Here is a 19,219-nt window from a genome sequence, read left to right as displayed (position 1 = left end):
CGAGGTCCCGTATATTACGTTTTCCTCATTCAGAGTCAAGCAATTATTTTCACTTTTCTCTGTTGGCGTTCATCTCTGAACCCCGCTGTCCCGGCGGCTTGTAAGCCGTTGTTCCGTGTCAGTGGAGGCGCATTATAGGGAGTTCTCCGACGTTGACAACCCCTCTTTGAAAAAAAACGTTCAACCGTCTCTTTTTTGCTCAAAACCGTGCTACAGCGCCAGTTTTTCGAGCGTTTCGAAGCCATAACGACGTAAAACGGGCAAAAGTTGTTCGGTTTCTTTTGTTATCGCCATACAGAAAGCGATGTTCGCATCCGCTGATTTCGCATCCGGCGCCTCGTGTTCCAGCAGCCAGGCCGTCCGACGCGCAATTGCAGCACCGGAATCCACCAGCCGGGTCCCTTCAGGCAGAACCTTTAACAGCTCTTCCTGTAATAGCGGGAAATGGGTGCAGCCAAGAACAACCGTATCCGGTGGTTCCTGCATCCGCAGCCATGGACGCAAAATACGACGCAGCTCTTCAAGCGATACCGTCTCGCCGTGCAGTTTTGCTTCCGCCATTTCCACCAGCTCCGCGGAGCCGAGCATGGCGATCTGGCATTCATTGGCAAAGCGCTCAATAAGCTCACGCGTATAAGGACGTTTTACCGTACCGCGCGTAGCCAGCAACCCCACAATGCCGTTCGCCGTCAGACGCGCCGCAGGTTTGATTGCCGGAACAACGCCCACAACCGGGAACGGGAATTTTTCGCGCAGGGCAGGAAGAGAGACCGTGCTTGCCGTATTACAGGCAATGACCGCCAGCGCCAGGGGATAACGCTTTTGTACCGCGGTGACGATTTCAACCACACGCTCAACAATAAAGTCTTCGCTCTTTTCCCCGTACGGGAACGCGACGTTATCGAAGGCGTAGATGTAATGGAGATCCGGCAGGAGCTGCCGAATCTCATCATAGACCGAAAGCCCACCGACGCCGGAATCAAACACCAGCACGGTGGGACGCGGATCAGAAGGTGTAGCTGCCAGACAAGGTGTATTCCCGTCCTGCAGTTTGGTAGCCATAAACTGTCTCGTAATCTTTATCGAACAGGTTGGCTATTTTACCACGAACTGTGAGATGAGAGGTGACAGGATATGAAACCGCGACGTCCCACAGGCTGACGCCGCCCATTTTGACTTTCTCTGACGGATAGGTTCCAAAGTCGGTGTCGTAGCGCGTGCCGAGATAGTGATACGTCAGGCTCCAGTCGAAATCATCGATCTGCGTATCGAGCTGATACTTCACCTGCTGTTTAGCACGACGGTCCAGAAGTTGGTTGGTTGCCGCATTGCGGGCATCCACATAGTCGTAGCCTACAGTATGCGTCAACGGACCCGTATCAAACGACGCTGTTGCTTCCACACCTTTAATGCGTGCTTTGCCGACGTTGTAATATTGCTGAAGGTTATTGTTGAAGTCGATGAGATTATCAACGTCATTACGATAGCCGGATACGCGCCAGCTCACGCCTGCCGTCAGGCCTTCAAACGCCCCTTCCCACTGCTTGCTCTCTTCAGGATCAAGATGGGTATTGCCGTAGAAGCCATAGAGCTGACCCAGATTCGGCGCTTTATAGGCCGTACCATAAGAGGCTATGAAGCGGTAACCGTCAACGAACTCCCAGGCTGCGCTACTTTGCCAGGTACCATGGCGACCAAACTGAGAGTTGTCATCGCTGCGGGCTGCCGCCTCCAGAGTGAAATCGCCAAACTGCTGCAACCCGGTCAGGTAGACGCCGGTGTTACGCAGGTCATAGGCGTTGGTGACGTAGTTGGTACCCGGCTCGGTGCTCTGTTTCTGCCAGTCAACGCCCGCGCCGATATTGCCATGCCCCACGTCAACAGAGTTGGTCCACTGAACATTGTACTGTTTGATTTCATCCAGGGTAGCCGTGGAGTCATAGCGTCCAAGGTGCGGATCGTAATTGTAGTCTTTGCTGTGACTGTAGCTGGAGAGCAACTGTGAATGGAAAATATCCCGGCTAAACCGTAATCCGGCATCCCAGGTCTGGCTATAGAGCTGGCGGGTATCGACCAGTACATCAGGGGTAAATGAACTGTAATAGCCGTCATAGGCGGTACGGTTGCTGTAACCATAGCCGCGTACGAAACCACTCCATTGCTCAGAGAAAGCATGCTCCAGTGCGCCATAGAGCGTTTTATTCATAAAGCCGTCGCGATCGGTCTGGGCAAGGCCGCCGTTATTACCGTCAGCAACGACGTCAAAACCTTTTGTGTAGGTGTAATCCCCTGCCAGCGTAACGCGCGTACTGTCACCCAACGTTTGCTGGGTGCTGCCACCATAATTCTGGAAGCCGTGTGTCCCAACGCCAGCATTCAGCGTTGTGCCATCCTTCGCACGCGTAGTGATAATGTTGACTACGCCACCAATCGCATCCGAGCCGTACACCGCCGAACGCGGTCCACGAATGTATTCGATGCGCTGCACCAGGGAGATCGGAAACTGGCTGAGATCGGACGACCCCGTGACGCCCGCCTGGTTAAGGCGTATCCCATCGACGAGAATCAGGACATGGCTGGAGTTCGTACCGCGTATAAAGAGAGAAGAGAGCTGCCCCATCCCGCCATTTTGCGCGGTATCTACGCCGGGCAGGCGACGCATGACATCCAGAACCGTGGTGGATTGCCAGCGGTCGATATCGGCCCGCGTCACGACAGAAGTCGCAGCCAGAACAGATTTTTCAGGTTGTTCGAAACGGTTTGCTGTCACCACCAACGAGTCGGCGCTTTCCTGCGCCCAGCCCGAAAATGCCGTGACGGAAAACGCCGTCAACAGCGATACTTTTTTAATCATTGTTAAAGCATCCACAATATAAGAAGGATGCCGCAGGCCTCATCGATAGCACGCGATGATGAAACCAAATGCGACGTGATCCCGGCAGGTCTTCGGGCTGGGTGGCGTTATACGGATGAAGACTTCCCATTTTCACAGTGTCTACAACTCTCATCCCGCCAGTCTTTACCGCTGCGCGTCAGCTCCAGATTTGCACTGGATTCCCTTTTCACTCTCAGGAGACCGGAAACAGAATGCTACAATTAGACACGTATAGATGTCCAGATAGCTATTAGCCATTAAATCTGGACATCCACTGCACAATCCCTACAATCCCCGCGTAATTCTTTATCACTCAGGACGCATCATGACCCCCGAACACCTCCCGACAGAACAGTACGACGCACAGCTGGCAGAAAAAGTTGTCCGCCTGCAAAGTATGATGACGCCTTTCAACGCGCCGGTTCCCGAGGTGTTTCGTTCTCCGGTCAGCCACTACCGTATGCGCGCTGAGTTCCGCATCTGGCACGATGGCGATGACCTGTACCACATCATTTTCGATCAGCAGACGAAATCCCGCATTCGCGTAGACAGTTTTCCGGCGGCGAGTGAGCTCATCAACCAGCTGATGACGCTAATGATCGACGGTGTACGCAATAATCCGGTGCTGCGCAACAAGCTGTTCCAGATTGACTACCTGACCACTCAGAGCAATCAGGCCATTGTTTCTCTGCTCTATCACAAAGCGCTGACCGACGAGTGGCGCGAGCAGGCAGAAGCCCTGCGCGATGCGCTGCGCGCGCAGAACATCAACGTGCACCTGATTGGCCGCGCGACCAAAACCAAAATCATGCTGGACCAGGATTACATCGACGAGCGTCTGCCGGTAGCAGGTAAAGAGATGGTTTACCGTCAGGTAGAGAACAGCTTCACCCAGCCGAACGCCGCCATGAACGTGCAGATGCTTGAATGGGCGCTGAAGGCGACAGAAGGGTCTAAGGGCGATCTGCTGGAGCTCTACTGCGGTAACGGCAACTTCTCGCTGGCGCTGGCGCGTAATTTCGAGCGCGTGCTGGCGACGGAAATCGCCAAACCGTCGGTGGCCGCCGCGCAGTACAACATCGCCGCTAACCATATTGATAACGTACAAATTATTCGTATGGCGGCAGAAGAATTTACCCAGGCGATGAACGGCGTACGCGAGTTTAACCGCCTGCAAGGGATTGATTTGAAGAGCTACCAGTGTGAGACAATTTTTGTCGATCCGCCGCGCAGTGGCCTGGACAGCGAAACCGAGAAGATGGTGCAGGCGTACCCGCGTATTTTGTACATCTCCTGTAACCCGGAGACGCTGTGCAAGAATCTGGAAACATTAAGCCAGACGCACAAGGTTGAACGTCTGGCGCTGTTCGATCAGTTCCCGTATACGCACCATATGGAGTGCGGCGTTTTACTTACCGCACGGTGATCTGTAGGCCGGATAAGCGTAGCGCCATCCGGCATTTTTTGGCAGATGGCGCTTCGCTTACCTGCCCTACAAATAATTCATTACTCCGGTAACTGGCTCTTGCGGCTACGCATGCGCGAGCCAATCCAGAACACCAGCGCCACAGACAGTACCGCAGGCAGGAAGTTAGAGCCAATATCCGGATACTCTGCGCGCACCACGGTGCTGTACAACAGTACACCCAGAATAAAACAGGCTGCGGCCAGTCCCGGTAACCCAACCGGCATGGTGCGGTTCAGATAACGTTGATGCAGGCAGTACACCGTCAGCACCAGCGCGATAATCGGGAAAATCGAGAACGGTACAATTGAGCTAAAAACCGCCGCAAACGTACCATTGATGGATAAGCCAGCGATCAATGCCAGCAACAGCGTTCCTTTATCCTGACCTGACTGTTTCATTACTCACCTTCACTCATCGTTTTGATGTGCCAACTTCTCTTGTTCACGGCGATACCAGTAGTACGCACCTTTAGAAATCATCCGCAGCTGCAATACCAGTCGCTCTTCGAGTTGCTTACGTTGTTCAATGCTGACATCCAGCGCTTCGGCACCCGCGCTGAAAACAATCGTCACCATCGCCTCGGCCTGTGCTTCAGTAAACGCACGCGGCATATGGTTTTCGAGTTCAAGATAGTCGGCAAGTTCCGCGATGAAATGCTGAATTTCACGCGCGACGGCGGCACGAAACGCGGCTGACGTTCCGGAACGCTCACGCAACAGCAGGCGAAACGCGTTAGGGTTATTGCCGATAAATTCCATAAATGTCGACACGGAGGTGCGGATCACGCTGCCGCCTTTGGCGATACGCTGACGCGCCTGACGCATAAGCTGGCGCAGCATCAAACCGCTCTCGTCGACCATGGTCAAGCCCAGTTCATCCACATCACGGAAATGACGATAGAAGGACGTTGGCGCAATCCCGGCCTCGCGCGCCACTTCACGCAGGCTCAAACTGGCAAAACTCCGCTCAGCACTCAGTTGACTGAATGCGGCTTCCACCAGCGAACGCCGGGTTTTCTCTTTTTGTTGTGCTCTTACGCCCATCACGATAGTTGAATCCTTCCAAAGGCCCGTTGGCACTATACCAGAGAATAAAATTAATCTGTTTACCTGGCTTTGTGAATGATTGTTTACGGGCGGTTTGTGCTCCACTGCCCGAAAAAAGCACAACGATAATTGGGTTACCCTGGCAATGATGTTATGATTCTGTTGCTTTTATGTATAAGAACAGGTAAGCCTTGCCATGCCACATTCCTACGATTACGACGCAATAGTTATTGGTTCCGGCCCCGGCGGCGAAGGTGCTGCTATGGGTCTGGTAAAACAGGGAGCCAGAGTAGCGGTTATTGAGCGCTACCATAACGTCGGCGGCGGTTGCACCCACTGGGGCACCATCCCTTCGAAAGCCCTCCGCCACGCCGTTAGCCGCATTATCGAATTTAACCAGAACCCTCTTTACAGCGACCACTCCCGACTTCTTCGCTCCTCCTTTGCCGATATCCTGAATCACGCAGACACGGTCATTAACCAGCAGACGCGCATGCGTCAGGGTTTCTATGAGCGCAACCACTGTGAAATTCTGCAAGGGAACGCGCATTTTGTGGATGAACACACCCTGGCGCTGGAGTGCCACGACGGTTCGGTTGAGACGCTCACCGCTGAAAAATTTGTGATCGCCTGCGGCTCCCGTCCTTACCATCCGGCAGATGTGGATTTCTCGCACCCGCGCATTTACGACAGCGACTCCATCCTCAGCCTGCACCACGAGCCACGCCATGTGATCATCTACGGCGCGGGCGTGATTGGCTGCGAATATGCGTCGATTTTCCGGGGAATGGAGGTCAAAGTTGATCTGATCAACACCCGCGACCGGCTGCTGGCGTTCCTCGATCAGGAGATGTCAGATTCCCTCTCCTACCACTTCTGGAACAGCGGCGTGGTGATTCGCCACAACGAAGAGTACGAGAAAATCGAAGGCTGCGACGACGGTGTGATCATGCACCTGAAATCCGGTAAGAAGCTGAAGGCGGACTGCCTGCTGTACGCCAACGGCCGTACCGGCAACACGGATTCATTGCAGCTGGAGAATATCGGGCTTGAAACCGACAGCCGCGGTCAGCTCAAGGTCAACAGCATGTATCAGACTGCGCTGCCGCACGTTTACGCGGTGGGCGACGTGATTGGTTACCCAAGCCTGGCCTCCGCCGCGTACGATCAGGGCCGCATCGCCGCACAGGCGCTGGTGAAAGGTGAAGCGACGGCGCATCTGATTGAAGATATCCCGACGGGCATCTACACCATTCCGGAAATCAGTTCTGTCGGCAAAACCGAGCAGCAGCTGACGGCCATGAAGGTGCCTTACGAGGTGGGTCGTGCCCAGTTTAAACATCTGGCGCGGGCGCAAATCGTGGGAATGAGCGTGGGTACGCTGAAGATCCTGTTCCATCGCGAGACGAAAGAGATCCTCGGTATTCACTGCTTCGGTGAACGCGCGGCGGAAATCATTCATATCGGCCAGGCGATCATGGAGCAAAAAGGTGGTGGCAACACCATTGAGTACTTCGTTAACACCACCTTTAACTACCCGACCATGGCGGAAGCTTATCGGGTAGCTGCGCTGAACGGCTTAAACCGCCTGTTTTAACGCGCTGTCGAAATGGCCATCCATCGCACCCCGGATGGCCTCTGCCAGCTGCTCATAGCGGCTGCGCAGCGGTGACCCCGGACGATAAACCAGACCAATGGTGCGACGCGGCTCCGGCTTAATACAGGGCAGATAGACCACGCCATCACGTTTACGCTCGTGCGGCACCGCCAGCGCCGGCAGCAGCGTAATACCGCTTCCCGCCGCCACCATATTACGCAGCGTTTCCAGGCTGGTTGCGCGGAAATGGGTATCTTCATCGGCACCCGCTTCGAAGCAGAAGCCCATCGCCTGATCGCGCAGACAGTGGCCATCTTCCAGCATCAGCAGTTTTTCACCGGCCAGATCGGCCATCGGCACGCGATCGCGGTTCGCCCACGGGTGATCTTCATAGATCGCCAGCATCATCGGCTCATCGAACAGCGGTACTTCAATAAACGCTTCACTCTCTTTGACCAGCGCCAGGATCGCGCAGTCGAGCTTGCCGCTGTCTAACTGCGCCAACAGCTGATGGGTTTGCGCTTCATGCAGGTACATTTCGAGTTTCGGGAACGTCTGGTGCAGCATCGGAATGATTTGCGGCAACAGGTACGGGCCAACGGTTGGGATCAGGCCAATATGCAGCGGGCCGGACATCGCTTCCCCCTGCTGGCTTGCCATTTCCTTGAGCACTTTGACCTCGCGCAGTACGGTGCGCGCCTGATCCACCAGAAGCAGACCTGCCTGCGTGAACAGTACCTTACGACTGGTGCGCTCCAGCAGCATCACGCCCAGCTCATCTTCCAGCTTGCGGATCTGACCGCTCAGCGTTGGCTGGCTGACGTGGCAGGAGTCTGCCGCGCGGCGAAAATGGCGATGCTCAGCTAACGCTACCAGGTATTCAAGATCACGAATATTCATTATTCATCCTCCGTCGCCACGATAGTTCATGGCGATAGATAGCATAGCAACGAACGATTATCCCTATCAAGCATTCTGTTGAATAATACATCACATAGACGAGGCGGCACGTGTTTGACCCTTGACGTCCCCGCACCGTCAGCGAGTTTCTCTCAAAACTCGAAAAACTAAAGCCAACGTGAACTTTTGCGGACCCCGTGGTCCGCTTTTTTTTGCGTAAAAAAAGCCCAGCACTAAGCCAGGCTCCGTTTTTCTCCCTCTCCCTGTGGGAGAGAGCCGGGGTGAGGGCACCAGCCCGCACTATTCAAACCAACCGGTTTTTCGCATCCGCAATCGCCTGCGCTACCTGCTTCGGCGACACGCCACCTTTCGCTGCACGCTTATCCAGGCAGGATTGCAGGGCCAGAATCGGGTAGACATCATCCCCGATAACCGCGCTGAATTTTTGCAGGTCGGCAAGCGCCAGCTCTTCAAGGGCTTTACCCTGACGAATCGCTTCCACCACTGCTTCACCCACAATATGGTGCGCCTCGCGGAACGGTACGCCTTTCGCCACCAGGTAGTCCGCCAGCTCGGTAGAGTTAGCATACCCCTGCTGCGCCGCTTCCTGGCAGCGCGGACGTTTCACCTGAATGCCGTCCAGCACCAGCGCGCCCATATGCAGACAGTCCAGCCAGGTGTCGAGCGCGTCGAACAGCCCCTCTTTGTCTTCCTGCATGTCTTTGTTGTATGCCAGCGGCAGCCCTTTCAGGGTCATCATCATACCGGTCAGCGCGCCCTGCACACGGCCACACTTGCCGCGGATCAGCTCCAGCGCATCCGGGTTTTTCTTCTGCGGCATCAGGGAGGAGCCGGACGTCACGCGGTCGGACAGCTCCACAAACCCGGCTTCGCCAGAGTTAAAGAAGATCAGGTCTTCGGCAAAGCGCGACAGGTGCACCATCCCGATAGAGGCATTCGAGAGCAGCTCCAGCACGTGGTCACGGTCAGAGACGCTGTCCAGGCTGTTGCGGGTGGCGGAGGCAAAGCCCAGCCAGCCTGCCAGCTGCTCACGGTCGATTTCATACGCCGTACCGGCCAGCGCGCCGCTGCCCAGCGGGCTGACGTCCAGACGCTTTAAGGTATCCTGTAAACGGCTCTCATCACGCGCCAGCATCTCAACGTAGGCCAGACACCAGTGCGCGAACGTCACCGGCTGCGCGCGTTGCAGGTGGGTATAACCCGGCATCACCGCATCCTGATTGCTCTGCGCGGTGTCCACCAGCGCGCTCTGCAACTGACGATTCGCCGCCAGCAGTTCGCCGACGGTCTCTTTGCACCACAGCTTCAGGTCGGTCGCCACCTGGTCATTACGGCTACGCCCGGTATGGAGCTTTTTACCCAACTGGCCGACTTTGTCGATCAGTTTGCCTTCCACCCAGCTGTGAATATCTTCGGCATCGCTCTGGAGGATTTGCTCCGGATCCAGACGCACCTCTTCCAGCAGGTTGTTCAGCGCCTCTTCCAGCTGCTGCTGTTCGTCTGCGGTCAGCACGCCAACGGTCACCAGCGCTTTGGACCAGGCCACAGAGCCGACAATATCCTGTTCGGCCAGGCGGTAGTCGAAGCGCAAAGAGTCGTTGAACTGTTTGAACCGCTGATCCGCTGCCTGTGTAAAACGCCCACCCCAAAGTGCCATAACGAATTTCCTTAATGATGATATTTTTGCCCGGTGGCGCTGCGCTTACCGGGCTTACAAAATTCACGTAGGCCGGATAAGCGAAGCGCCATCCGGCACAGAATCTTAAGCCAGAATACGCGTGCCAATCGGCGTGCCGTTAAACAGCGCCGGGAGTTGCTCCGCGTGACGCCAGGAGGCGATATCCACCGGGCGGCCCAGCGTGCGGGCCGCATCCAGCGCGGCGTTCACTTTAACGATCATGCCGTCGGTAATAATGCCCTGATCGATCAGCTGCTCGGCTTTTGCGGCGGTCATTTCCGCAATGCGCTGGCCTTTGCCGTCCAGAATGCCGCTCACGTCGGAGAGCAGGATCAGGTCTGCGCCCAGCGTTGCCGCCAGCGCCGTCGCCGCCTGGTCCGCATTGACGTTCATCAGTTCGCCCTCTTCGGTCACGCCGATTGAGCTCACCACCGGCAGGAAACCGCCTTCCAGCAGGGTGTTAATCAGCTCAGGCGAACCTGGCTGCGCCAGTCCAACATGGCCAAGCTCTTCGTCGAGCTGGGTCACTTTTACGCTATCGCCATCGCCCAGAAAGAGGCCAACGGAGGCGATATGGTGTTTCTTCGCCCACGCCAGCAGCGTTTTGTTCGCCGTTCCCGCCAGCGCGCCGGTAATGATGTCAATCTGGTCCGCAGGCGTCACGCGCAGGCCATTTTTCTTTTTCACCGGCAGGTTGAGCCCTTTCATCAGCTCATCCACCACGCAGCCGCCGCCGTGCACAATCACCAGCGGACGTTGATGTGATTCACGATAGTTCACCAGTGCGGTAAACAGGCGCTCCAGCGCTTCTTCGCTGTCCAGCAGTACACCACCGAGTTTGATAATTAATGAATTCATCATCACACCTTAAATAAGAGCCTGCGTTTCAGGGAAGCCGAAACGAATATTTGCACACTGCATTGCCTGTGCGGCAGCGCCTTTGAGTAAGTTATCTTCTGCGGCGACCACAATCAGATGCTCGCCCTGCACGGCAAAGCCGATGTCGCAGAACGGCAGGCCAACCACGTTTTTCAACGCCGGCACGCCTTTGTCATACAGGCGCACCAGCGGTTTATCCGCATACGCCTGCGTGAAGACCTCGCTCACCTGTTCTTTGGTCACACCCGGCTTCAGGCGGCAGGTAATGGTTTCGAGGATCCCACGTGGGAAGCTGCCGAGGTGCGGGGTGAAAATCACGTCCGCGCCCAGATGGGTGGTGATTTCAGGGTGATGGCGGTGATTAAACACGCCATACGGCTGAAGGCTCACTTCGCAGAAGCTGTTGGAGATCGCCGCTTTGCGCCCGGCGCCGCTCACGCCACTGGTGGCGTTGATCACCGGCCACTGATTCAGATCCAGCAGACCGGCGTCGATCAGCGGCTTCAGGGAAAGCTGCGCCGCCGTCGGGTAGCAGCCCGGCACGGCAATCAGATCCGCTTCTTTCAGTTTGTCAGCGCTCCACTCCGCCAGGCCGTACACCGCTTTTTCGAGCAGATCCGGGTGCTGATGGGTGAAACCGTAATATTTTTCGTAGAACGCGCTGTCGTTAACGCGAAACGCGCCGGAGAGATCAAAGACCACGCAGCCGGCGGCTAAAAATTGCGGTGCCAGGTCGTGGCTAACTTCATGCGCCGTGGCTAAAAACACAACGTCAACGCCGTCGGTGAACTCGCTGATGTCAGACATGGGCTGCAAAGGCAAATCAACCACGCCCTTAAGTTGTGGATGCAAATCGGAAATTAACTTTCCGGCATCATTGCTTTGCGCTGACACGGTCAAAGCGGTTATGGTCATATGAGGGTGGCGATTTACGTAGCTTACAAGCTCTGCGCCCGCATAACCGCTAGCGCCTACAATCAGCGTATTCAACATCGGGTTCCTTTATGCTCAACGATAATGTATTTTTATTCACATTTATTGCATGAATATTGATACTATCACGACCTAAGGTGTGTCAACAATGAAAATGAACTTACCGCCATTTATCGAGATTTACCGCGCCCTGATTGCCACACCCTCCATCAGCGCGACGGAAGAAGCCCTGGATCAGAGCAATGAGTCTTTAATCAATCTGCTGGCGGGTTGGTTTAGCGATCTTGGATTTAACGTTGAGGTTCAGCCCGTCCCCGGAACACGCCACAAATTTAACCTGCTCGCCAGTACCGGACATGGCGCGGGCGGCCTGCTGCTGGCTGGCCACACTGACACCGTGCCGTTTGATGATGGCCGCTGGACGCGCGATCCGTTCACGCTGACCGAACATGACAACAAACTCTACGGTTTGGGCACCGCCGACATGAAAGGCTTTTTCGCCTTTATCCTCGACGCGCTGCGTGACGTGGACGTGACAACCCTGAAAAAGCCGCTCTACATTCTGGCGACCGCCGATGAAGAGACCAGCATGGCGGGCGCACGTTATTTCTCTGAAAACACATCGATTCGCCCGGACTGCGCGATCATCGGCGAACCGACCTCTCTGCAACCGATTCGGGCGCACAAAGGCCATATTTCTACCGCGGTGCGCGTGCTCGGACAGTCCGGCCACTCCAGCGATCCGGCGCGCGGCGTGAACGCCATCGAGCTGATGCATGACGCGATTGGCCGCATCATGACCCTGCGCGACGATCTGAAAGAGCGTTATCACTACGAGGCGTTCACCGTGCCGTATCCGACGCTAAACCTCGGCAGCCTGCACGGCGGTGATGCGTCCAACCGTATCTGCGCCTGCTGCGAACTGCATATGGATATCCGTCCTCTGCCGGGCATGACGCTAAGCGATCTGGATGGCTTACTGAACGAAGCGCTGGCACCGGTCAGCGAGCGCTGGCCGGGCCGTCTGACGGTCTCCGAACTGCATCCGCCGATTCCAGGCTACGAATGTCCGCCTGACCATCAGCTGGTTCAGGTGGTGGAAAAACTGCTCGGCGAGAAAACCGACGTGGTGAACTACTGCACCGAAGCGCCGTTTATTCAGACGCTGTGTCCGACGCTGGTTCTGGGCCCTGGCTCCATCAACCAGGCCCACCAGCCGGACGAATATCTCGAAACCCGCTTCATCAAGCCCACTCGCGAACTCATTACCCAGGTTGTGCATCACTTCTGCTGGCATTAAAAACGCACCGAACAGTCCCCTCTCCCTGTGGGAGAGGGTTAGGGTGAGGGCAACAAATCGCATGATCTTCGTCACATTCCCATAAGCATCTCTTATCTGACGCAATACGAATTAAATTTCGTAAATTGCCCACATTTATTCGTTTGCTGAACCGTTTTCGCAGCAATTGACGACGGGGGTTTTACGTGGCTTTATAAAGGGAGATGACAAAATAATGTCCAGAAGATTTTCGCATGGGCATAAACAAAAATGATGGGGTGACTGGGTTTTTATGAACGAACAATATTCCGCGTTGCGTAGTAATGTCAGTATGCTCGGCAAAGTGCTTGGAGATACCATCAAAGACGCACTGGGGGAGAACATCCTCGACCGCGTTGAAACCATCCGCAAGCTGTCCAAATCTTCCCGCGCCGGTAACGAGGCCAATCGTCAGGAGCTGCTCACCACCTTGCAGAACCTCTCTAACGATGAGCTGCTGCCCGTTGCCCGCGCCTTCAGCCAGTTTCTGAACCTGGCAAACACCGCTGAGCAATACCACAGCATTTCGCCAAAAGGCGAAGCGGCCAGCAACCCGGAAGTCATTGCCCGCACCCTTCGTAAACTCAAAGACCAGCCCGACCTCAACGAAGCGACCATCAAAAAAGCGGTAGAATCCCTTTCGCTGGAGCTGGTGCTGACCGCACACCCAACCGAAATCACCCGTCGTACGCTGATCCACAAAATGGTGGAAGTGAACAACTGTCTGAAGCAACTGGATAACAAAGACATTGCCGACTACGAACGTAACCAGCTTATGCGCCGTCTGCGCCAGCTAATTGCCCAGTCCTGGCACACGGATGAAATTCGTAAGCATCGCCCAAGCCCGGTCGACGAAGCCAAATGGGGCTTTGCGGTGGTGGAAAACAGCCTGTGGGAAGGGGTCCCCAACTACCTGCGCGAGCTGAACGAACAGCTGGAAGAGAACCTGGGCTACCGCCTGCCGGTTGATTTTGTTCCGGTGCGCTTCACCTCCTGGATGGGCGGCGACCGCGACGGCAACCCGAACGTAACGGCGGAAATCACCCGCCACGTCCTGCTGCTGAGCCGCTGGAAAGCGACCGACCTGTTCCTGAAAGATATTCAGGTGCTGATCTCCGAGCTGTCGATGGTGGAAGCCACGCCGGAACTGCGCGCGCTGGCCGGTGAAGAAGGCGCCAGCGAACCGTACCGTTTCCTGATGAAAAAACTGCGCGGTCAGCTGATGGCCACTCAGGTCTGGCTGGAAGCGCGCCTGAAAGGCCAGCGCCTGCCGAAGCCGGAAGGTCTGCTGAGCCAGAACGAACAGCTTTGGGAGCCGCTGTACGCCTGCTATAAATCGCTCCAGGCCTGTGGGATGGGCATCATTGCCAACGGCGAACTGCTCGACACCCTGCGCCGCGTGAAGTGTTTCGGCGTGCCGCTGGTGCGTATCGACGTTCGTCAGGAAAGTACCCGTCATACCGAAGCACTGGGCGAGCTGACCCGCTACCTCGGCATCGGCGACTATGAAAGCTGGTCAGAAGCCGACAAACAGGCGTTCCTGATCCGCGAGCTGAACTCCAAGCGCCCGCTGCTGCCGCGCAACTGGGAGCCAAGCAACGACACCCGCGAAGTGCTCAACACCTGTAAAGCGATCGTGGATGCGCCGAAAGGATCGGTGGCCGCCTATGTGATCTCCATGGCGAAGACCCCGTCCGACGTGCTGGGCGTTCACCTTCTGCTGAAAGAAGCGGGCATTGACTATGCTCTGCCAGTGGCCCCGCTGTTTGAGACCCTCGACGACCTGAACAACGCTAACGACGTGATGACCCAGTTGCTGAACATCGACTGGTATCGCGGCTTTATTCAGGGCAAACAGATGGTGATGATTGGCTATTCCGACTCCGCGAAAGATGCGGGCGTGATGGCAGCCTCCTGGGCGCAGTATCAGGCGCAGGATGCGCTAATCAAAACCTGCGAAAAAGCCGGTATTGAACTGACCCTGTTCCACGGACGCGGCGGCTCCATTGGTCGTGGCGGTGCGCCTGCACACGCAGCGCTGCTCTCTCAACCACCAGGAAGCCTGAAAGGCGGCCTGCGCGTGACCGAGCAGGGCGAGATGATCCGCTTCAAGTACGGCCTGCCGGAAGTGACCATCAGCAGCCTGTCGCTCTATACCAGTGCGATCCTGGAAGCCAACCTGCTGCCGCCGCCGGAGCCAAAAGAGTCCTGGTGCCGGATCATGGACGAGCTGTCTGACATCTCCTGCGACCTCTATCGCGGCTACGTGCGTGAAAACAAAGACTTTGTGCCTTACTTCCGCTCAGCAACGCCTGAGCAGGAGCTGGGTAAACTGCCGCTGGGTTCGCGCCCGGCCAAGCGTCGCCCGACCGGCGGCGTTGAATCCCTGCGCGCCATTCCGTGGATCTTCGCCTGGACGCAAAACCGTCTGATGCTGCCGGCCTGGCTGGGTGCCGGTGCGGCGCTGCAAAAAGTGGTGGAAGACGGAAAGCAGAGCGAACTGGAAACCATGTGCCGCGACTGGCCGTTCTTCTCTACCCGTCTGGGCATGCTGGAGATGGTCTTCTCGAAAGCCGACCTGTGGCTGGCGGAATACTACGATCAGCGTCTGGTGAAACCAGAGCTGTGGGCGCTGGGTAAAGAGCTGCGCGAGCTGCTTGAAGGCGATATTAAAGTGGTGCTGGATATCGCTAATGACTCCCACCTGATGGAAGACCTGCCGTGGATCGCCGAGTCTATCCAGCTGCGTAACATCTACACCGACCCGCTGAACGTTTTACAGGCTGAACTGCTGCACCGTTCGCGTCTGGCGGAGGAGGAAGGTAAAGAGCCGGATCCGCGCGTTGAACAGGCGCTGATGGTAACGATAGCAGGCGTTGCGGCAGGTATGCGCAACACCGGTTAATGCTCAGTGCCCGGCAGCGCTACGCTTGCCGGGCACTTCTCGATCTTCCCCCTTCCCTGATCTCCCCCTCAATCTTTGCCACCGTTAAGGCAATCATGTTTCCCTTAGACGTAGCGCAACAAATGACCGGCACGCCGGGAGTAGAGTCACTCTTAGTGCAGTTCGAACAGGACAGAATTTACCTCAAACACTAAGGGAGTAATGTTATGGACCGTGTGATTCAATCCCCGGGAAAATACATCCAGGGCGCAGATGTTCTCACTCGCCTCGGCGACTACCTGAAGCCGCTGGCAAATCGCTGGCTGGTGGTGGGCGATAAATTTGTGCTGGGTCTTGCTGAAGAAACCCTGCGCCAGAGTTTTAAAAAAGCCGGACTCCATGCCGAAATTGCACCATTTGGTGGCGAATGTTCGCAAAATGAAATCGATCGCCTGAAAAAGCTGGCCGACAGCGCTGACTGTCTGGCGGTGCTGGGTATCGGCGGCGGAAAAACGCTGGATACTGCCAAAGCGCTGGCCCACTTTATGGACGTGCCGGTGGCCATTGCCCCGACCATTGCCTCCACCGATGCGCCGTGCAGCGCCCTTTCCGTGATTTATACCGACAGCGGCGAGTTCGATCGCTACCTGATGCTGCCGCACAACCCGAACATGGTGATTGTCGATACCAAAGTGGTGGCGGGCGCACCTGCGCGCCTGCTGGCCGCCGGGATTGGCGATGCCCTGGCAACCTGGTTTGAAGCGCGTGCCTGCTCACGTAGCGGCGCGACGACCATGGCGGGCGGCAAGTGCACGCAGGCAGCGTTAGCGCTGGCAGAGTTGTGCTACAACACGCTGGTTGAAGAGGGCGAGAAAGCGATGCTGGCGGCGGAACAGCACGTGGTCACACCGGCTCTGGAACGCATTATCGAAACCAACACCTATCTCAGCGGCGTGGGCTTTGAAAGCGGCGGGCTGGCGGCGGCGCATGCCATTCACAACGGCATGACGGCGGTGCCGGATGCGCATCATTTCTACCATGGTGAAAAGGTCGCGTTCGGCACGCTGACGCAACTGGTACTGGAGAACGCGCCGGTTGAAGAAATTGAGACCGTCGCCGCGCTTTGCCACAGTGTTGGGCTGCCGATCACGCTGGCGCAGCTGAATATCAAAGAGGATATTCCGGCCAAAATGCGGCTGATCGCGGAGGCGTCCTGTGCCGAAGGGGAAACCATTCACAACATGCCTGGCGGCGTAACGCCGGATCAGGTCTATGCGGCGCTGCTGGTGGCGGACCAGTACGGACAGCGATTCTTGCAGGAGTGGGAGTAACGAAAAAAGCCGGGTGGCGCTGCGCTTACCCGGCCTACATGGCACTTTAATTTGTAGGCCGGGTAAGGCGTAGCCGCCACCCGGCACAATGGTTACTTCACATCAAACCGGTCCAAATCCATCACTCGCGCCCATGCGGCAACAAAATCACGAACGAACTTCTCGTGTGCATCACTGCTGGCGTAAACTTCGGCCAGCGCACGCAGGACGGCGTTTGAACCGAAGACCAGATCGGCGCGGGTCGCGGTGTATTTCACTTCCCCGCTGGCGCGATCGCTACCGGCAAACAGCTCGTTTGAGTCGTCGGTCGCTTTCCACTGGGTGTTCATATCCAGCAGATTAACGAAGAAGTCGTTGCTCAGCACGCCCTCGCGGTTGGTAAACACGCCATTCTTGCTGCCATCGAAGTTTGCACCCAGTACGCGCAGACCGCCGATCAGCACCGTCAGTTCCGGCGCGGTCAGGGTCAGCTGCTGGGCTTTGTCGATCAGCAGCGACTCCGTAGTGGACACATCCACCTGCGCACGGTAGTTGCGGAAACCGTCAGCAACCGGTTCGAGCAGGTTAAACATCTCGATGTCCGTCTGGTCCTGACGCGCATCTACGCGGCCCGGGGTGAACGGTACGTTGACGTAAACGCCCGCGGCTTTCGCCGCCTGCTCAACGCCCACAACACCCGCCAGCACGATGATATCGGCCAGTGAGGCTTTATTAGTGGTGCGCTGGATTGCTTCCAGAGCCGGTAACGCCCGCACCGCCGCGGCGTTCACATCCCAGTCGCGCTGAGGCGCCAGCGCCAGACGCGCGCCGTTAGCGCCGCCACGCTTGTCGCCGCCGCGGAAGGTCGATGCCGACGCCCAGGCCACGGAAACCAGCTCGCTCACGGAGAGACCAGAGGCCGCGATTTCCGCTTTCAGGCTTTCAATATCTTCCTGCGTCGGATGGAACACCGGTTGAGGCAGCGGATCCTGCCAAATCAGATCTTCTTTCGGTACTTCCGGGCCGATGTACCGCGCTTTTGGCCCCATATCGCGGTGGGTCAGCTTGAACCACGCGCGCGCAAAGGCTTCGTTGAAGGCCTGCGGATCGTTCAGGAAGCGACGGGAAATTTTCTCGAATTCCGGATCAAAACGCAGCGTCAGGTCGGTGACCAGCATGGTTGGCTTGCGTTTTTTCGACGGGTCGAACGGGTCAGGCATAATTTCCGGCGCATCCACGGCTTCAAACTGAATGGCGCCCGCCGGGCTACGCGTCTGCACCCATTCGTATTTGAACAGGTTCTCGAAGAAGTAATTGCTCCACTGGGTCGGGGTTTGAGACCAGATAACTTCCAGCCCAGAGGTGATGGCGTCAGCGCCAATACCGGTGCCGTGCGTGCTGGCCCAGCCCAGGCCCTGCGCTTCAATCGGCGACGCTTCCGGGTCAGTGCCCACGTGCGTGGCTTCACCTGCGCCGTGCGTTTTACCGAGCGTATGGCCGCCCGCAATCAGCGCGACGGTCTCTTCGTCATTCATGCCCATGTTGCCAAAGGTAGCGCGGATCGCCGCCGCCGCAGACAGCGGTTCACCGCTGGCGTTCGGCCCTTCCGGGTTAACGTAAATCAGGCCCATTTCGGTGGCCGCAAGCGGGCGCTTCGCCAGCGCTTCCGGGTCACGGTGGGTCAGCCAGGCTTTTTCATCGCCCCAGTTCACGTCCAGATCCGGTTCCCAAACGTCTTCACGCCCGGCACCGAAACCAAAGGTGCGGAAGCCGGAGTTCTCCAGCGCCACGTTACCCGCGAGGATAAAGAGGTCAGCCCAGGAGATTTTTTGTCCGTATTTTTGCTTAATTGGCCACAGCAGGCGGCGAGCCTTATCCAGGCTGACGTTATCCGGCCAGGAGTTCAGCGGTGCAAAGCGTTGCTGACCGCGTCCGGCGCCGCCGCGACCGTCAACGGAGCGATAGGTACCCGCACCGTGCCAGGCCATACGGATAAACAGGCCCGCATAGCTGCCCCAGTCGGCAGGCCACCACGGTTGTGAGTCGGTTAACAGTGCTTTGAGATCGCCCTTAAGGGCGGAATAGTCGAGCTTGCTGAATTCTTTGCGGTAGTCGAAGTCTTCACCCAGAGGGTTAGAACGGCTGGAGTGTTGATTAAGTAGATCGATGCGAAGTTGTTTAGGCCACCATTCTTTGCTGCCGGTACCTGCACCCGCGCTATGATCGACGCCGCCCTGGTGGAACGGACATTTGCCGGCGGATGCCGCGTTATTGGTCTCGTCTGACATGCTCATCGCTATGCTCCCTTTA

The 19,219-nt window shown here is 56.8% G+C and carries 14 protein-coding genes and 1 riboswitch; of the genes, 5 read left to right on the top strand and 9 right to left on the bottom strand.

Annotation, left to right across the window (positions count from 1 at the left end; translation table 11 throughout):
* Positions 1–210 precede the first annotated feature (210 nt).
* Positions 211–1,062 (bottom strand): glutamate racemase, encoded by an 852-nt coding sequence (murI, locus tag O1722_RS00610; protein ID WP_003862067.1) that lies wholly within the window; start codon positions 1,060–1,062, stop codon positions 211–213.
* Positions 1,007–2,854, bottom strand: coding sequence for a TonB-dependent vitamin B12 receptor BtuB (gene btuB / locus O1722_RS00605; protein WP_033487963.1), 1,848 nt, complete (start codon positions 2,852–2,854; stop codon positions 1,007–1,009). Before btuB ends, murI begins: the two co-directional genes overlap by 56 nt.
* 66 nt (positions 2,855–2,920) lie before the next feature.
* Positions 2,921–3,096: riboswitch (cobalamin riboswitch) on the bottom strand.
* Positions 3,097–3,200: 104 nt separating this feature from the next.
* Here btuB and trmA point away from each other — a divergent pair.
* Positions 3,201–4,301 (top strand): tRNA (uridine(54)-C5)-methyltransferase TrmA, encoded by a 1,101-nt coding sequence (gene trmA, locus O1722_RS00600; RefSeq protein WP_003862063.1) that lies wholly within the window; start codon positions 3,201–3,203, stop codon positions 4,299–4,301.
* An 80-nt stretch (positions 4,302–4,381) separates the two neighbouring features.
* Here trmA and O1722_RS00595 read toward each other — a convergent pair whose 3' ends face one another.
* Complete coding sequence (locus O1722_RS00595; protein WP_017383113.1) at positions 4,382–4,741, bottom strand: YijD family membrane protein; 360 nt, start codon at positions 4,739–4,741, stop codon at positions 4,382–4,384.
* Between the two features lie 9 nt (positions 4,742–4,750).
* Complete coding sequence (fabR, locus tag O1722_RS00590) at positions 4,751–5,389, bottom strand: HTH-type transcriptional repressor FabR (protein WP_003862059.1); 639 nt, start codon at positions 5,387–5,389, stop codon at positions 4,751–4,753.
* A gap of 196 nt (positions 5,390–5,585) precedes the next feature.
* On the opposite strand from fabR, the gene sthA reads away from it, so the two are divergent.
* Positions 5,586–6,986, top strand: a complete 1,401-nt coding sequence (gene sthA / locus O1722_RS00585) for a Si-specific NAD(P)(+) transhydrogenase (RefSeq protein WP_003862057.1) — start codon at positions 5,586–5,588, stop codon at positions 6,984–6,986.
* On the opposite strand, the gene oxyR is transcribed toward sthA, so the two are convergent.
* The 4 genes from oxyR to argC all read right to left on the bottom strand — a co-directional run bounded on the left by oxyR (position 6,969) and on the right by argC (position 11,457).
* Positions 6,969–7,886 carry a DNA-binding transcriptional regulator OxyR gene (gene oxyR / locus O1722_RS00580; RefSeq protein ID WP_003862055.1) on the bottom strand — a complete coding sequence of 306 codons (918 nt, stop codon included), beginning with the start codon at positions 7,884–7,886 and terminating at the stop codon, positions 6,969–6,971. The two genes, sthA and oxyR, sit on opposite strands and share 18 nt — an antisense overlap.
* A gap of 304 nt (positions 7,887–8,190) precedes the next feature.
* Positions 8,191–9,564: an argininosuccinate lyase gene (argH, locus tag O1722_RS00575; protein ID WP_032104309.1), complete on the bottom strand. Its 1,374-nt coding sequence runs from the start codon at positions 9,562–9,564 to the stop codon at positions 8,191–8,193.
* Positions 9,565–9,669: 105 nt separating this feature from the next.
* Positions 9,670–10,446: an acetylglutamate kinase gene (argB, locus tag O1722_RS00570; protein WP_094058360.1), complete on the bottom strand. Its 777-nt coding sequence runs from the start codon at positions 10,444–10,446 to the stop codon at positions 9,670–9,672.
* A gap of 6 nt (positions 10,447–10,452) precedes the next feature.
* Positions 10,453–11,457: an N-acetyl-gamma-glutamyl-phosphate reductase gene (argC, locus tag O1722_RS00565; protein WP_033487965.1), complete on the bottom strand. Its 1,005-nt coding sequence runs from the start codon at positions 11,455–11,457 to the stop codon at positions 10,453–10,455.
* Between the two features lie 88 nt (positions 11,458–11,545).
* Between argC and argE the strand changes: the two genes are divergently transcribed.
* From argE to gldA, 3 genes are all read left to right on the top strand, one after another.
* Positions 11,546–12,697: an acetylornithine deacetylase gene (argE, locus tag O1722_RS00560; protein ID WP_015569956.1), complete on the top strand. Its 1,152-nt coding sequence runs from the start codon at positions 11,546–11,548 to the stop codon at positions 12,695–12,697.
* 271 nt (positions 12,698–12,968) lie between these two features.
* Positions 12,969–15,620 carry a phosphoenolpyruvate carboxylase gene (gene ppc / locus O1722_RS00555; RefSeq protein ID WP_032672225.1) on the top strand — a complete coding sequence of 884 codons (2,652 nt, stop codon included), beginning with the start codon at positions 12,969–12,971 and terminating at the stop codon, positions 15,618–15,620.
* A gap of 206 nt (positions 15,621–15,826) precedes the next feature.
* Positions 15,827–16,930, top strand: coding sequence for a bifunctional L-1,2-propanediol dehydrogenase/glycerol dehydrogenase (gene gldA, locus O1722_RS00550; RefSeq protein ID WP_033487967.1), 1,104 nt, complete (start codon positions 15,827–15,829; stop codon positions 16,928–16,930).
* Positions 16,931–17,022: 92 nt separating this feature from the next.
* Here gldA and katG read toward each other — a convergent pair whose 3' ends face one another.
* Positions 17,023–19,203, bottom strand: coding sequence for a catalase/peroxidase HPI (gene katG / locus O1722_RS00545; protein ID WP_017383105.1), 2,181 nt, complete (start codon positions 19,201–19,203; stop codon positions 17,023–17,025).
* Positions 19,204–19,219: the final 16 nt, after the last annotated feature.

The organism is Enterobacter cloacae complex sp. HYC003_NIDB (assembly GCF_056673375.1).
This window is presented reverse-complemented; position numbering and strand designations above follow the sequence as displayed.

What these genes read in the sequence shown, in the direction of transcription:
- murI (WP_003862067.1), bottom strand. Translation starts at nt 1,062, where the DNA reads ATGGCTACCAAACTGCAGGACGGGAATACACCTTGTCTGGCAGCTACA.
- btuB (WP_033487963.1), bottom strand. Translation starts at nt 2,854, where the DNA reads ATGATTAAAAAAGTATCGCTGTTGACGGCGTTTTCCGTCACGGCATTT.
- trmA (WP_003862063.1), top strand. Translation starts at nt 3,201, where the DNA reads ATGACCCCCGAACACCTCCCGACAGAACAGTACGACGCACAGCTGGCA.
- O1722_RS00595 (WP_017383113.1), bottom strand. Translation starts at nt 4,741, where the DNA reads ATGAAACAGTCAGGTCAGGATAAAGGAACGCTGTTGCTGGCATTGATC.
- sthA (WP_003862057.1), top strand. Translation starts at nt 5,586, where the DNA reads ATGCCACATTCCTACGATTACGACGCAATAGTTATTGGTTCCGGCCCC.
- oxyR (WP_003862055.1), bottom strand. Translation starts at nt 7,886, where the DNA reads ATGAATATTCGTGATCTTGAATACCTGGTAGCGTTAGCTGAGCATCGC.
- argH (WP_032104309.1), bottom strand. Translation starts at nt 9,564, where the DNA reads ATGGCACTTTGGGGTGGGCGTTTTACACAGGCAGCGGATCAGCGGTTC.
- argB (WP_094058360.1), bottom strand. Translation starts at nt 10,446, where the DNA reads ATGATGAATTCATTAATTATCAAACTCGGTGGTGTACTGCTGGACAGC.
- argC (WP_033487965.1), bottom strand. Translation starts at nt 11,457, where the DNA reads ATGTTGAATACGCTGATTGTAGGCGCTAGCGGTTATGCGGGCGCAGAG.
- argE (WP_015569956.1), top strand. Translation starts at nt 11,546, where the DNA reads ATGAAAATGAACTTACCGCCATTTATCGAGATTTACCGCGCCCTGATT.
- ppc (WP_032672225.1), top strand. Translation starts at nt 12,969, where the DNA reads ATGAACGAACAATATTCCGCGTTGCGTAGTAATGTCAGTATGCTCGGC.
- gldA (WP_033487967.1), top strand. Translation starts at nt 15,827, where the DNA reads ATGGACCGTGTGATTCAATCCCCGGGAAAATACATCCAGGGCGCAGAT.
- katG (WP_017383105.1), bottom strand. Translation starts at nt 19,203, where the DNA reads ATGAGCATGTCAGACGAGACCAATAACGCGGCATCCGCCGGCAAATGT.